The organism is Pseudomonas sp. Van50, assembly GCF_055390755.1.
The window spans coordinates 724,940-739,483 of record NZ_AP024343.1; the positions used below are offsets into that span (position 1 = coordinate 724,940).

General features: G+C 60.9%; 13 protein-coding genes and 1 pseudogene. 9 read left to right on the forward strand and 5 right to left on the reverse strand.

Annotation, left to right across the window (positions count from 1 at the left end; all coding sequences use genetic code 11):
* The first annotated feature begins 51 nt into the window (after positions 1–51).
* The gene (locus tag ACZ5M5_RS03105; RefSeq protein WP_060739408.1) at positions 52–429 is read left to right on the forward strand and encodes an NUDIX hydrolase; all 378 of its coding nucleotides are present in this window, start codon (positions 52–54) and stop codon (positions 427–429) included.
* 73 nt (positions 430–502) lie between these two features.
* Here the strand turns inward: ACZ5M5_RS03105 and ACZ5M5_RS03110 are convergent, their stop codons facing one another.
* Both ACZ5M5_RS03110 and ACZ5M5_RS03115 read right to left on the reverse strand, forming a co-directional pair.
* Positions 503–691, reverse strand: a complete 189-nt coding sequence (locus ACZ5M5_RS03110) for a hypothetical protein (protein WP_060739407.1) — start codon at positions 689–691, stop codon at positions 503–505.
* Between the two features lie 68 nt (positions 692–759).
* Positions 760–1,347 carry an LOG family protein gene (locus tag ACZ5M5_RS03115; RefSeq protein ID WP_060739406.1) on the reverse strand — a complete coding sequence of 196 codons (588 nt, stop codon included), beginning with the start codon at positions 1,345–1,347 and terminating at the stop codon, positions 760–762.
* A 341-nt stretch (positions 1,348–1,688) separates the two neighbouring features.
* Here ACZ5M5_RS03115 and azu point away from each other — a divergent pair, with 341 nt between their 5' ends.
* Positions 1,689–2,135: an azurin gene (gene azu / locus ACZ5M5_RS03120; protein WP_060739405.1), complete on the forward strand. Its 447-nt coding sequence runs from the start codon at positions 1,689–1,691 to the stop codon at positions 2,133–2,135.
* 219 nt (positions 2,136–2,354) lie between these two features.
* On the opposite strand, the gene nadE is transcribed toward azu, so the two are convergent.
* The 3 genes and pseudogenes from nadE to ACZ5M5_RS03135 form a co-directional block, all read right to left on the reverse strand.
* The gene (gene nadE / locus ACZ5M5_RS03125) at positions 2,355–3,182 is read right to left on the reverse strand and encodes an ammonia-dependent NAD(+) synthetase (RefSeq protein ID WP_060739404.1); all 828 of its coding nucleotides are present in this window, start codon (positions 3,180–3,182) and stop codon (positions 2,355–2,357) included.
* Between the two features lie 23 nt (positions 3,183–3,205).
* Positions 3,206–4,410: pseudogene (pncB, locus tag ACZ5M5_RS03130) on the reverse strand (nicotinate phosphoribosyltransferase).
* A 248-nt stretch (positions 4,411–4,658) separates the two neighbouring features.
* Complete coding sequence (locus tag ACZ5M5_RS03135) at positions 4,659–5,567, reverse strand: LysR family transcriptional regulator (RefSeq protein ID WP_060739402.1); 909 nt, start codon at positions 5,565–5,567, stop codon at positions 4,659–4,661.
* 180 nt (positions 5,568–5,747) lie between these two features.
* Here ACZ5M5_RS03135 and amaB point away from each other — a divergent pair, with 180 nt between their 5' ends.
* The 7 genes from amaB to ACZ5M5_RS03170 all read left to right on the forward strand — a co-directional run bounded on the left by amaB (position 5,748) and on the right by ACZ5M5_RS03170 (position 14,133).
* Positions 5,748–7,238, forward strand: a complete 1,491-nt coding sequence (gene amaB, locus ACZ5M5_RS03140) for an L-piperidine-6-carboxylate dehydrogenase (protein WP_072412016.1) — start codon at positions 5,748–5,750, stop codon at positions 7,236–7,238.
* A 160-nt stretch (positions 7,239–7,398) separates the two neighbouring features.
* Positions 7,399–8,682 carry an L-pipecolate oxidase gene (amaA, locus tag ACZ5M5_RS03145; RefSeq protein ID WP_060739400.1) on the forward strand — a complete coding sequence of 428 codons (1,284 nt, stop codon included), beginning with the start codon at positions 7,399–7,401 and terminating at the stop codon, positions 8,680–8,682.
* 370 nt (positions 8,683–9,052) lie between these two features.
* Entirely contained in the window at positions 9,053–10,189 is a 1,137-nt protein-coding gene (locus ACZ5M5_RS03150) for a branched-chain amino acid ABC transporter substrate-binding protein (RefSeq protein WP_060739399.1), read from the forward strand.
* Between the two features lie 164 nt (positions 10,190–10,353).
* Positions 10,354–11,268 (forward strand): ABC transporter permease subunit, encoded by a 915-nt coding sequence (locus ACZ5M5_RS03155; RefSeq protein ID WP_060739398.1) that lies wholly within the window; start codon positions 10,354–10,356, stop codon positions 11,266–11,268.
* Between the two features lie 2 nt (positions 11,269–11,270).
* On the forward strand, positions 11,271–12,551 hold the full coding sequence (gene livM, locus ACZ5M5_RS03160; protein ID WP_060739397.1) for a high-affinity branched-chain amino acid ABC transporter permease LivM: 1,281 nt from the start codon (positions 11,271–11,273) through the stop codon (positions 12,549–12,551).
* Positions 12,548–13,420: an ABC transporter ATP-binding protein gene (locus tag ACZ5M5_RS03165; protein ID WP_060739396.1), complete on the forward strand. Its 873-nt coding sequence runs from the start codon at positions 12,548–12,550 to the stop codon at positions 13,418–13,420. The genes livM and ACZ5M5_RS03165 overlap by 4 nt, the downstream gene beginning before the upstream one ends.
* Complete coding sequence (locus ACZ5M5_RS03170; protein ID WP_018606262.1) at positions 13,417–14,133, forward strand: ABC transporter ATP-binding protein; 717 nt, start codon at positions 13,417–13,419, stop codon at positions 14,131–14,133. Before ACZ5M5_RS03165 ends, ACZ5M5_RS03170 begins: the two co-directional genes overlap by 4 nt.
* The last annotated feature ends 411 nt before the right edge of the window (positions 14,134–14,544 follow it).

Genomic DNA, 14,544 nt, shown 5'->3' on the forward strand with positions numbered 1-14,544 from the left:
AGCAAGCTCGCTCCCACAGGTTGTGTGTCCTACGGATGATGAGGTTTGCCCATGTTCCCGGTGTCCATCAAAGGTGTGCTGCAATCCCCCGAAGGCCTGGTTGTGCTGATGCTCAACGAGCGCGATGAATGGGAGCTGCCTGGCGGTCGGATCGAGTTGGGCGAAACGGCGCCGCAATGCCTGGCGCGGGAAATAGCCGAGGAGCTGGCGGTTGAGGTGAGCGTGGGGGCGCCGTTGGATTCGTACCTGTTCGAGGTCATTCCCGGCAAGCATGTCTTCATCTCCACGTACCGCTGCCAGTTGCTGGGCGGTTTCGTGCCGACCATCAGTCATGAGCACAAGGAGATCGGGCTGTTCGCGCCGGACCAACTGCCGGTGAACCTGCCTGGGGGTTATCGCCAGTCGATTATCAAGGCGCTGGGATTGTAAGGGGCGGCAGCGGGGCTGCCGGCCCTGGATACAGAACCTGAGGGCCGGATCGGATCATCGGGCCCAGGGGGAGTCAGGCGTCGGGAGCTTGATCTTTCGGTGCATCGACATCGTCTTCTGCTGCTACTTCGCCTTCGGTATCCGGGCTCAGTGCGGCTTCTTCTTCAGCTGTGGCTTTCTTGCGCTGCAGCTTTTCCTCTTTCTTCTGCTCCTTGGCCAAGTCTCTCTGACGTTTGGCGAAGGAATAATTGGGTTTGGCCATGGGCGATCCTCTGGGGTCGAAGGTGAGGTTGAGCGGCGCATATTCTGCCCTGTATCGGGGCCGAGCCGTTAGCTGGGTTTTTGTTCGGCCCATTTTGGCTGTACGGACGGTTGCCATTCGTCCAGGGCATCGAGCAGGTTCTGCGCGGATTCGCTCACTTGCAGCATGTCACGATGGGGCGCGCGGACGAAGCCTTCGCCGACGATATGATCGAGAAAAGCGGTGAGCTTGCTGTAGAAACCGTTCACTTCCAACAGCCCCAGCGGTTTGCCGTGGTAGCCGAGCTGGCCCCAGGTCCAGACTTCGAACAACTCCTCCAGCGTGCCGAGGCCGCCGGGCAGGGCGATGAAGGCATCGCTGAGTTCAGCCATGCGCGCCTTGCGGGCATGCATGCCGTCCACCACTTCCAGGCGGGTCAGGCCGCCGTGGCCGATTTCCTTGTCCTTCAGGCTTTGCGGGATGATGCCGATGACTTCGCCGCCAGCCGCCAGGGCCGCGTCGGCGACGACACCCATCAGGCCGACGGCCCCGCCGCCGTAGACCAGGGTCAATTTTCGTTCCGCCAACGCCCGCCCGAGGGCCTGCGCCGCTTCACGATACGCTGGATTGGTGCCAGTGCTGGCGCCGCAAAATACACAAACAGACGCGATGGACATGCTTTACTCCGTGGTCAGTCACCGCACCAGAGTAAAGCCTGGCCTATGCTGCGCAAAGGACTTAAACCTCGCGCTGGGGTTTTTCATAGGTGCCACTGGCGCCACAGGCGTAGGCGGCGAGCAAGCTGCATAACAGGCTATTGAAGTTCATGGCGATCGCTCCAGAGGTTGATGGGGCTGATCATAGAGGCGCGTCATACTGATGGCTGGTTGATTATGTCCATCAGGCTGATAGCCTTAAGTTGTATACAATCTTTGACTCAGGTCATAGGAACTTGCCGGAAAATCAGGCAGTCTTTCCCTTTGACGGATTTTTGTTAACCATGCCTTGGAGATTCACGATGTTTGCCAAACTTGTTGCAGTATCCCTGTTGACGCTGGCCAGCAGCCAACTGATGGCAGCGGAGTGCAAGACCACCATCGACTCGACCGACCAGATGTCCTTCAACACCAAGGCCATCGAGATCGACAAGAGCTGCAAGACATTCACCGTTGAGCTGACCCACTCGGGCAGCTTGCCGAAAAACGTCATGGGCCATAACTGGGTGCTGAGCAAAGAGGCCGACATGCAGCCGATTGCCACCGATGGCCTCGCTGCCGGTATCGACAAGAACTACCTCAAGGAAGGTGATGCCCGCATCATCGCCCACACCAAACTCATCGGGGCCAAGGAAACCGACTCGGTAACCTTCGACGTGTCGAAACTTGATGCCGCTGAAAAATACGGCTTCTTCTGCTCGTTCCCGGGCCATATCTCGATGATGAAGGGCACCGTTACGCTGAAGTGATCAATTTCAGGTACAAAAAAAGCGCCCCATGCAGGGCGCTTTTTTATGCCAGGCAACCGCTCCTTGTGGGAGCGAGCTCGCTCGCGATGGCGGCAGCACATCCAACATCAATGCAAACTGACCCACCGCTATCGCGAGCAAGCTCGCTCCCACAGAGCCCACAGAGCCCACAGAGCCCACAGAGCCCACAGAGCCCACAGAGCCCACAGAGATTGCCGGTCACGGGGCGTAGGGCATCACCCGCTTGTGCTCGGTCTTGCGGTAGGTGTCGCAAATGATCCTGGCCGCCTCTTCGCGAATCGGCTGGCCGTGCAGGAACGCATCGATCTCGGCGTAGGTCACGCCGTGGGAGGCTTCATCCGGCTTGCCGGGCGACAGGTCTTCAAGATCGGCGGTGGGGACTTTTTCCACCAGCGATTCCGGCGCGCCAAAGTCACGGGCGATGGCCCGGACCTGGTTTTTCACCAGGCCGCTCAATGGCGCCAGGTCGCAGGCACCGTCACCGAACTTGGTGAAGAACCCCATGACCGCTTCGGCCGCATGGTCAGTGCCGATCACCAGGCCCTGCTCGGCCCCGGCGATGGTGTATTGCGCCACCATGCGCATCCGCGCCTTGGTGTTGCCCAGCACGAAGTCCCGCGAGACCGCCGCCTTGCCTTCGAACGCGGCGACTTGCTCGGCCAAGGCCTTGACCGCCGGGCCAATATTGACGGTATGGCGCTCGTCGGGATCGATGAAGTCCACACAGGCCTGTGCTTCATGCTCGTCGAACTGGGTTTCGTACGGCAGGCGCACGGCGATGAACTTATAGGCCGCGTTGCCGGTTTTCTCCCGCAGTTCGCGCATGGCACGTTGGGCCAGCAGCCCGGCGGTCAACGAGTCGACGCCACCGCTGATGCCCAGCACGAGGGACTTGAGCCCGGAATTGACCAGGCAATCCTGGATAAAGCTCACTCGCCGGGCGATTTCGGCCTTGAGGTCGGCGTCATGGGCGAACGGTGGCTGGACCTTGAGCTGTTCAGCAATCTCACGCTGTACGGCTTGCATGAATTCACTCCTTGCTTGATGTATCAAAGGGCGGCAGGTACTTGGAAAACGTGTCGCATGTAGGCGACGAAATTCGGGTCCTTGCAGTGGGTCTTGCCGGGCTCGTCTGAAATCTTGGCCACGGGTTGCCCGTCACAGCTGATCATTTTAAGCACGATGCTCATGGGCTCGACACCCGGAATGTCGCAGGTCAGGTTGGTGCCAATACCGAAGCTGACATTGATGCGACCACGCAATGCCCGAAAAATCTCCAGGCATTTGGGCAGTGTCAGGCTATCGGAGAACACCAGGGTCTTGCTCATCGGGTCGATGCCGAGCTTGTGGTAGTGGGCAATAGCTTTTTCGGCCCAGATCACCGGGTCGCCGGAGTCATGGCGCAAACCGTCGAACAGCTTGGCGAAGAACAGATCGAAATCCTTGAGGAACGCATCCATGGTGATGCAGTCGGTCAGGGCGATCCCCAGCAGGCCCCGGTACTCGCGCACCCAGCAATCGAGGGCGGCGATCTGGCTGTCGATCAGTCGCGGACCCAATTGCTGGTGGGCCATGATCCACTCATGGGCCATGGTGCCCAGGGGTTTCATGTCCAGCTCCCGGGACAGGTGCACGTTACTGGTGCCGACGAAACGCCCGGGAAATCATGCTTGAGCACGTTGACCACTTCTTCCTGGACGCGGAAGGAAAACCGCCGCCGGGTGCCGAAATCCGCGACTTGCAGTTCGGACAGCTCCTCGGCGCTGGCGTTGGCGCTCAGCCAGTCGAACTTGCGATACAGCTGCTCGCGGGCCTGCTCCAGGACGATTTCACGGTAGCGATAGCGATTGCGCACTTCGCTGACAATGGCCAGCAGCGGCACTTCGAACAGAATCACGTGCAACCAGGGCCCGCGCAGGCGGATGAACAGCTCGCCGTTGTCGATGCCGGTGTGGACGTAGCGCAGGTTGAAGCGAAACAGGCCCAGGAACCGCAGGAAGTCCGGTTTGAGAAAACTGATACGTTCCAGGAAACCCAACTGGTCGGCACTCAGGCTCAGCTCCGCCAGGCGCTCGATCTGGAAGCGGATCTCCGCCAGGTACGGACGCAGGTCTTCGCTGTTGCGGCAACGAAACTCCCACTCGACTTCGACGTTGGGGTAGTTGTGCAGCACCGCCTGCATCATCGTCAGTTTGTAGAAGTCGGTGTCGAGCAGGTTCTGCACGATACGATCGGCAAATACGCTCTCGCTCATAGGGTTCTCCTGACAGGCCGCTGCGGCGGGCAGCGGGGTGCGGCGGTTTGGGATGAGGGGGTTAGTGGCGCATAACCCGGGTGGGGATTGCCAGTGATTTTTGGTCACCGACTCTTCTCTGGCAAGGTATCTTTCTGTGGCGAGGGAGCTTGCTCCCGCTCGGGTGCGCAGCGCCCGCATGGAAAAGGGCCGCTTCGCGCCCCAGCGGGAGCAAGCTCCCTCGCCACAGGGTTTGGTGGTGGTTGCTGTTATTGCGGCGTACCCGGGCTATCGAGCTGTTCCAGCATCCATTCCACGAAAAGCCGCACCTTGGGCACTTCCGCCGAATGTTCCGGGTAGGCCAGGTAGTAAGCATCGGTGCTCGGCATCGCATGCTGCCAGGGGATGACCAGTTTGCCGTCGGCCAGTTCTTCTTCCACCAGAAACCGCGGCAGCAGGGCGACGCCGCAGCCGACCTGGGCGGCCCGGATGCACATGTAGAAGGTTTCGAAACGCGGCCCGTGGTAGCTGTGTTCGGTGTGGTAGCCCTGGCTGTCGAACCAGTCATGCCAGGCCTGGGGGCGCGAGGCGTTTTGCAGCAGCACCAGCTCGGCCAGTTGGGTCGGGTCGGTGAAGGCCTGCTCAGGCAGGCTGCCGGGCGCGCAGACCGGCACCAGCTCTTCGTCGAACAGTCTCCGGGATTCGGTGCCAGGGCGTGAACCCTGGCCGAAGTAGAACGCCAGGTCGCTGCGCCCCTGCTGCAAGTCGTCGGCTTCCTGCTCGCTGCGCAGGTCCAGATGAATTTTCGGATGACGCAACCGCCAGCCTTTCAGGCGGGGCACCAGCCAGCGGGCACCGAAGGTCGGAGGCGTGGAAACACGCAGCACTTCGGTATCGCCACCGTAGGAGCGCAGATAGTGGGTGGACATCTCCACCTGGGTAAGGATTTTTCGCACTTCCCCCAAGTACAACTCCCCGGCCGGTGTCAGTTGCAAGCGGCGGCGCACACGCCGAAACAGCAGGTGCTGCAACAGTTCCTCGAGCTGGGCGACCTGTTTGCTGACGGCGCTCTGGGTCAGATGGAGTTCTTCGGCGGCACGGGTAAAGCTCAGGTGGCGAGTCACGGCTTCGAAGCACTGGAGTGCGGTAATCGACGGTAAATAGCGCTTATTGAGCATGACGAGGGCCTTTTTCTTGTTGCTCTATAAATCGAGTCAGGGGCAGCATGAATAAACGGAATGATATCTCGCTTAATGGTCGTTTGTTGGCAAGACTCGGGCCAGCTAAAACTAGAGGCCTGAGCGGACGGCGATGGTCCGTCCGCCAATCTTTTATCGCTCGTTTAGAGGAGTTACCCCATGGTTGCTGCATTGCTTGATCGTCTGGGCGTCAATCCGGCCTTGTACCAGGGCGGCACACAGCCGGTGCATTCGCCTATCGATGGCAGCCGCATCGGCGCCGTGAACTGGGAAGGCGCCGCTGAAGTCGAGCAGCAGGTCAGCCGTGCCGAACATGCCTTCGACCTGTGGCGCCAGGTGCCGGCCCCGCGTCGCGGCGAGCTGGTGCGTCAATTCGGCGACCTGTTGCGCGAATACAAGGCCGACCTCGGCGAGCTGGTGTCGTGGGAAGCCGGCAAGATCACTCAGGAAGGCCTGGGTGAAGTGCAAGAGATGATCGACATCTGCGACTTCGCCGTCGGCCTGTCCCGCCAGCTGTACGGCCTGACCATCGCCTCCGAGCGTCCGGGCCACCACATGCGTGAATCCTGGCATCCACTGGGTGTGGTCGGGGTGATCAGTGCCTTCAACTTCCCCGTCGCGGTCTGGGCCTGGAACACCACGCTGGCCCTGGTCTGTGGCAACTCGGTGATCTGGAAACCCTCGGAAAAGACCCCGCTCACCGCCCTGGCGTGCCAGGCGCTGTTCGAACGCGTGCTGAAGAACTTCAGCGACGCACCACCGTACCTGAGCCAGGTGATCATCGGCGGTCGCGATGCCGGTGAAGCCCTTGTGGACGACCCGCGCGTGGCCTTGATCAGCGCCACCGGCAGCACCCGCATGGGCCGTGAGGTGGCGCCGAAAGTCGCCGCGCGTTTCGCCCGCAGCATCCTCGAACTGGGCGGTAACAACGCCATGATCCTGGCGCCGAGCGCTGACCTGGACATGGCCGTGCGCGCCATCCTGTTCAGCGCCGTCGGCACCGCCGGCCAGCGTTGCACCACCCTGCGCCGGCTGATCGCCCACGAGTCGGTGAAGGAAGAAATCGTCACCCGCCTCAAGGCCGCCTACTCGAAAGTGCGCATCGGTCATCCGCTGGAAGGCAACCTGGTCGGGCCACTGATCGACAAGCACAGCTTCGACGGCATGCAGGACGCGCTGGAGCAGGCCCTGAGCGAAGGCGGGCGCGTGTTTGGTGGCAAGCGCCAGCTCGAAGACCAGTTCCCGAATGCCTATTACGTCTCGCCGGCCATCGTCGAGATGCCCGAGCAGAGTGATGTGGTGCGCCACGAAACCTTCGCACCGATCCTGTACGTGGTCGGCTACAAGGACTTCGCCGAGGCCCTGCACCTGAACAATGCCGTGCCCCAGGGCCTGTCGTCCTGCATCTTCACCACCGACGTGCGTGAAGCCGAGCAGTTCATGTCGGCCGTGGGCAGCGACTGCGGCATCGCCAACGTCAACATCGGCCCGAGCGGCGCGGAAATCGGCGGTGCATTCGGTGGTGAAAAAGAAACCGGCGGCGGTCGCGAATCCGGCTCCGATGCCTGGCGCGGCTACATGCGTCGCCAGACCAACACCGTGAACTACTCGCTGGAGTTGCCGTTGGCCCAGGGGATTACCTTCGACTGAGGCCGGATCTTCAATTCGTGGAGATCCTTTGTGGGAGCGAGCTTGCTCGCGATGGCAGTCTGTCAGTCGCACAGTCATTGAATGTGCCGCCGCTATCGCGAGCAAGCTCGCTCCCACACTGAACAGTGTGATGGTTGGGTTTCTTTTTCGGAGTCTGGCAATGCCGTTACGCGAAGAATGTCTGTGGGAAAAACTGACGCCGCAAAGGCCTGAAAACACTGCCCTCACCGGCGAAATCACGGTGGATGTCTGTGTGATCGGCGCAGGGTTCACCGGGCTGTCGGCGGCGGTGCACTTGCTCGAACAAGGCAAGCGCGTGGCCGTGCTGGAAGCCCATCGGGCCGGGCATGGCGGATCGGGGCGCAACGTCGGCCTGGTGAACGCCGGGCTATGGATCCCGCCGGATGACATTGAGGCCGGATTCGGCGAGGCGGTGGGCAGCCAGCTCAACCGCATGCTGGGGGGCGCGCCGGCCCTGGTGTTCAGCCTCATCGATAAATACAACATCGATTGCCAGTTGCGCCGCGAAGGCACCTTGCACATGGCCCACAACGCCCGGGGCGAAGCCGACCTGCGCAGTCGCGAAGCTCAATGGAAGCGTCGTGGCGCCCCGGTGGAATTGCTCACCGGCCAGGCCTGTGCCGAGGCCACCGGCACCTCGAAAATCGCCGCGGCCTTGCTCGACCGCCGCGCCGGCACGCTCAATCCGATGGCCTACACCAGCGGGCTGGCCAAGGCCGCCACGGACCTGGGTGGCCAGTTGTTCGACCATTCGCCGGTGACGCGCCTGGAACGTCAAGGCCAGCGCTGGTCGGTGCAGACCGCCCAGGGTTCGGTATTGGCCGAGCAGGTGGTGATTGCCTCCAATGCCTATACCGAGGGTGACTGGACCGAGCTGCGGCGCAATTTCTTCCCGGGTTATTACTATCAGGTCGCGTCCGTCCCGCTGACCGACGAGGCCGCCCAGCGCATTCTGCCGGGCGGGCAGGGCTCGTGGGATACCCGCCAGGTGCTGAGCAGCATCCGCCGGGACAAGGACGGTCGTTTGCTGCTGGGCAGCCTGGGCAACGGCAACCGCAAGCCGACCTGGTTCCTCAAGGCCTGGGCCGACCGGGTGCAGCAACACTACTTCCCTTATCTCAAGCCGGTGGAGTGGGAGTGCACCTGGACCGGTTGCATCGCCTTCACCCCCGATCACTTGATGCGCCTGTTCGAACCCGCTCCCGGGCTGGTGGCCGTGACCGGCTACAACGGCCGAGGCGTGACCACCGGTACGGTGGTCGGCAAGGCGTTCGCCGATTACCTGTGTCACGGCAATACCCAGGCCCTGCCGATCCCGTTCGCCCCCATGCAGCCACTGGCCGGGGTGGGGCTGCGCAGTTGCCTGTATGAGGCGGGCTTTTCGCTGTATCACGCGGGCCAGTGCCTGCGGATCGTCATTTGAGTGTTGAAAGTTGTTGCTGGAAGCCGCGTTTTCCGGCGTAGCGTCTAGCCTGTTATGGTGCGGGTTGTAGCAGTCGCGCACCGACAGTGTGCAGTTCGGTGACGTGGGTTGTTACACAGTGGTTGCACGCCGTTTCGCGCGATGGTTGCAATGATGGCTCATGGAGGGTTTTACCCGTTTGTATAAAAGGTTGCACCTTGTGCGGTTTAGACGGTTGCACGCCCCATGAAAAAGGGCCCGAAACAGTCGAAATAACAATAAAGCAGCGACTTTTTTCAGAATAAAAAACCGATGGCACGGCCCTTGCTCTGAGCTTTTCAGTGAAGTGAAGTCGCAGTGCCAACTAAAAAAAACCTTGGAGCACCACCTCATGTCCCAGACGTTTTACAAGAAAGGTTTCCTGGCCCTCGCAGTGGCAGCTGCGCTGGGTGTTTCTGCGTTTGCCCAGGCTGATGTGAAATTCGGTGTGGCGGGGCCGATGACCGGCGCCAACGCCGCATTCGGCGAGCAGTACATGAAGGGTGCCCAGGCGGCAGCCGATGCCATCAACAAGGCCGGCGGCGTCAACGGCGAGAAAATCGTACTGGTCGCGGGTGACGACGCCTGCGAACCCAAGCAGGCCGTGGCCGTGGCCAACCGCCTGGTCGACCAGGACAAGGTGATCGGCGTGGTCGGGCACTTCTGCTCGTCCAATACCATCCCGGCCTCCGAGGTCTACGACGAAGCCGGCATCATCGCCATCACCCCGGGCTCCACCAACCCACAGGTCACCGAGCGCGGCCTGAGCGCAATGTTCCGCATGTGCGGTCGTGACGACCAGCAGGGCATCGTGGCAGGTGACTACATCGTCGACGTGCTCAAGGGCAAGAAAGTGGCTGTGCTGCACGACAAGGACACCTACGGCCAAGGCCTGGCGGATGCCACCAAGGCACAACTGGCCAAGCGTGGCGTGAAGGAAGTGCTGTATGAAGGCCTGACCCGCGGCGAGAAAGACTTCAGCGCCGTGGTCACCAAGATCCGTTCGGTCGGTGCCGACGTGGTCTATTTCGGTGGCCTGCACCCGGAAGCCGGCCCGCTGGTTCGCCAGTTGCGTGAGCAAGGTCTCAAGGACGTGAAGTTCATGTCCGACGACGGCATCGTGACCGACGAACTGGTCACCACCGCCGGCGGCGCGCAATACGTCGATGGTGTGTACATGACCTTCGGCGCCGACCCACGCCTGCTGCCAGACAGCAAGGCCGTGGTTGAAGAGTTCCGCAAGAATGGCACCGAGCCTGAAGGCTACACCCTGTACGCCTACGCTTCGGTCCAGGCCCTGGCCGCCGGTTTCAATGGCGCCAAGTCCAATAAAGGCGAAGACGCGGCCAAGTGGCTCAAGGCCAACCCCGTCCAGACCGTGATGGGCAAGAAGGAATGGGACACCAAGGGCGACTTGAAAGTCTCCGACTACGTGGTCTACCAGTGGGACAAGGATGGCAAATACCACCAGCTGGAAAAACAGAAGTAAGGGCTGACGCGACCGTCAACGCCGCCTTTGGGAACCGGGCAAACCCCGGTTTCCAAAGGGCGCGTGCAGGTCGTGCCTGGCATTGCTCCGACGTTAATCTGTATTTTCCTTAGAAGAACCGCGCACCCGAAGGTGTGCAGGTTCTCACTGCGTGAGATTGCGTTATGGATGGTATTTTCCTGCAGCAACTGATCAATGGCCTGACCCTCGGGTCGGTCTATGGTCTGATCGCCATCGGCTACACAATGGTCTACGGCATCATCGGCATGATCAACTTCGCCCACGGCGAGGTTTACATGATTTCCGCTTACCTCGCGGCAATCAGTCTGGCTCTGCTGGCTTATTTCGGTATCGAATCCTTTCCGCTCATGATCCTTGGCACCCTCGTGTTCACGATCGTGGTCACCGGGGTGTACGGCTGGGTCATCGAACGCGTCGCCTATAAACCCCTGCGCAACTCGACCCGGCTGGCACCGCTGATCAGCGCCATCGGTATCTCCCTGATCCTGCAGAACTATGCGCAGATCAGCCAGGGTGCTCGCCAACAGGGCGTGCCGACATTGCTCGAAGGCGCCATGCGCTTCGATTTCGGCAGCGGTTTCGTCCAGCTCACCTACACCAAGATCTTCATCCTGATCGCCGCATTCGCGGGGATGGGCGTGCTGACCTACATCATCAAGTACACCAAGCTCGGACGCATGTGCCGCGCCACCCAGCAAGACCGCAAGATGGCCTCGATCCTGGGGATCAACACCGACCGGGTGATTTCCTACGTATTCATCATCGGCGCGGCCATGGCGGCCCTGGCCGGCGTGCTGATCACCATGAACTACGGCACATTCGACTTCTATGCCGGCTTCATCATCGGCATCAAGGCGTTCACCGCGGCAGTACTCGGCGGCATCGGTTCCCTGCCTGGGGCCATGCTCGGCGGGATCATCCTCGGGATTTCCGAGTCGCTGTTCTCCGGTCTGATCAACTCCGACTACAAAGACGTGTTCAGTTTCTCGCTGCTGGTGCTGATTCTGATTTTCCGTCCCCAAGGCCTGTTGGGTCGCCCACTCGTGGCGAAGGTATAAGTATGTCTGCTGCCAATAAACCGCTTGATATCAAACAAAGCGTCATCGACGCGATCCTGGCTGGCTTGATCTCGCTGATCGTGTTCGGGCCCATTGTCGGCGTGGTGCTCGACGGCTACAGCTTCAACCTGCAACCGGCCCGCGTCGGCTGGCTGGTGGCGATCGTGATGATCGGGCGCTTCGCCTTGAGCCTGTTCCTGCAAACCCCCAAGGGACTGAAGATTCTCCAGGGTTTCGAAAGCACCGGCTCTGGCGTGCACGTGCTGCCGCCGGACTACAAATCGCGGCTGCGCTGGATCATCCCGGCATTGATCGTGATTGCCATCGTGTTTCCGTTCTTCGCCAACAAATACGTGCTCACGGTGGTCATTCTCGGGCTGATCTATGTGCTGTTGGGCCTGGGCCTGAACATTGTGGTCGGCCTGGCGGGGCTGCTCGACCTGGGTTACGTGGCGTTCTATGCCATCGGCGCCTATGGCCTGGCGCTGGGCTACCAGTACCTGGGGCTGGGTTTCTGGACGGTGCTGCCGCTGGCGGCCATCGCGGCGGCGATGGCAGGGTGCATATTGGGATTCCCGGTGTTGCGAATGCACGGTGACTACCTGGCCATCGTGACCTTGGGTTTTGGCGAGATCATTCGCCTGGTGCTCAACAACTGGCTGTCGTTCACCGGTGGGCCGAATGGCATGCCGGTGCCTTCACCGACTTTCCTGGGGCTGGAATTCGGCAGGCGGGCGAAGGATGGCGGGGTGCCGTTCCATGAGTTCTTCGGCATCGACTACAACCCCAACATCAAATTCCTGTTCATCTACATCGTGTTGTTCATCACTGTGCTGCTGGTGCTCTACGTCAAGCATCGCCTGACCCGCATGCCGGTCGGTCGTGCCTGGGAAGCCCTGCGCGAGGATGAAATCGCCTGCCGCTCCATGGGCCTGAACCATGTACTGGTCAAGCTCTCGGCGTTCACCATTGGTGCGTCCACGGCTGGCCTGGCCGGGGTGTTCTTCGCCAGTTACCAGGGCTTCGTCAACCCCTCGTCGTTCACCTTCTTCGAATCGGCGCTGATCCTGGCGATCGTCGTGCTCGGCGGCATGGGCTCGACGGTCGGTGTGGTGATCGCGGCATTCGTACTCACCGTGGCACCGGAGCTGCTGCGCAGCTTCTCCGAATACCGGGTGCTGCTGTTCGGCGTACTGATGGTGTTGATGATGATCTGGCGCCCGCGTGGCCTGATCCGTATCAGCCGTACCGGCGTGACGCCGCGCAAGGGGGTAGCGCCATGAGCGAAGTCGTACTCAAAGTCGAAAACCTGATGATGCAGTTCGGTGGCATCAAGGCCCTCAGCGATGTCAGCCTGCAGGTCAAGCGCAACTCGATCTTCGCCCTGATCGGCCCCAACGGCGCGGGCAAGACCACGGTGTTCAACTGCCTGACCGGTTTCTACAAGGCCACGGGCGGCAAGATCGAGCTCAACGTGCGTGGCGAGCAGACCAACGTCATCAAGCTGTTGGGCGAAGCGTTTCGCCCGACGGACTTCGTCTCGCCGAAGTCCTTCGCCAGCCGGCTGTACTACAAGATGTTCGGCGGCACCCACCTGGTGAACCGCGCCGGTTTGGCCCGTACTTTCCAGAACATTCGCCTGTTCAAGGAAATGTCGGTGCTGGAAAACCTGCTGGTGGCCCAGCACATGTGGGTCAACCGCAGCATGGTGGCGGGCATCCTCAACACCAAGGGCTACCGCAAGGCCGAAAGCGACGCCCTGGACCATGCGTTCTATTGGCTGGAAGTGGTGGACCTGGTGGATTGCGCCAACCGCCTGGCCGGGGAGCTTTCCTACGGCCAGCAACGACGCCTGGAAATCGCCCGGGCCATGTGCACCCGCCCGCAGATCATCTGCCTCGACGAACCGGCCGCGGGCCTCAACCCTCAGGAAACCGAAGCGCTGAGCGCGATGATCCGGCTGCTGCGCGACGAGCATGATCTGACCGTGGTGCTGATCGAACACGACATGGGCATGGTAATGAGCATTTCCGATCACATCGTGGTGCTGGACCACGGCAACGTGATCGCCGAGGGCGGTCCCGAGGCGATTCGCAACGATCCGAAGGTGATCGCGGCCTACCTGGGTGCCGACGAAGAGGAACTGGTATGAGTGGACCTATCCTCGAACTCAAGGAATTGGACGTGTTCTACGGGCCGATCCAGGCCCTGAAAAAGGTCTCGATGCACATTGGCGAAGGTGAAACCGTGAGCCTGATCGGCTCCAACGGTGCCGGCAAGTCCACGCTGCTGATGTCCATCTTCGGCCAGCCCCGTGCGGCGGGCGGACAGATCATTTACCAGGGCGTGGACATCACCCACAAGTCGTCGCACTACATTGCCTCCAACGGCATCGCGCAGTCGCCGGAAGGTCGACGGGTATTCCCGGACATGACCGTCGAGGAAAACCTGCTGATGGGCACCATTCCCATCGGTGACAAATACGCCAGCGAAGACATGCAGCGCATGTTCGAGCTGTTTCCACGGCTCAAGGAGCGCCGCAACCAGCGGGCCATGACCATGTCCGGTGGCGAGCAGCAAATGCTCGCCATCGCCCGGGCATTGATGAGCCGGCCCAAGTTGTTGCTGCTCGATGAGCCGAGCCTGGGGCTGGCGCCGATCGTGGTGAAACAGATCTTCGCCACCCTGCGTGAACTGGCGTCCACCGGGATGACCATCTTCCTGGTGGAACAGAACGCCAACCACGCCCTCAGGTTATCGGACCGGGCCTATGTGATGGTCAACGGTGAAATCCGCCTGACCGGCACTGGCAAGGAACTGCTCGCCAACGAGGAGGTGCGCAACGCGTATCTGGGCGGGCATTGAGGCGGCTGCTGTAATGGAAAAACCGGCGAGAGATCGCCGGTTTTTTTATCTCTTCAAACCACCACCCACCCTTGTGGGAGCGAGCTTGCTCGCGATGAGGGCGTCACATTCAACATGTTCATCGACTGATCCACCGCTATCGCGAGCAAGCTCGCTCCCACAGGAATTTGGGTATGCAGGCAATTGTGGACAACAATCCTGAGCCCCTGCGAAACCGCGACATAAAGTCGCCGCAAACAGTTGTTTTGTCACGGTTTTGACTTGTCCCCGTTTGCTGTGGAACTGGCTGTGGGTAACGTGGGAGTAGCTGGCTGCAAGCCTTATAATCCGTGGCTTGCAGGGCTGTGATCGTTTTTTGATCAGGCGTTTTTGGTTAAGCGGGAGCGGCTGTTGTCAACACTTTTATGAGCG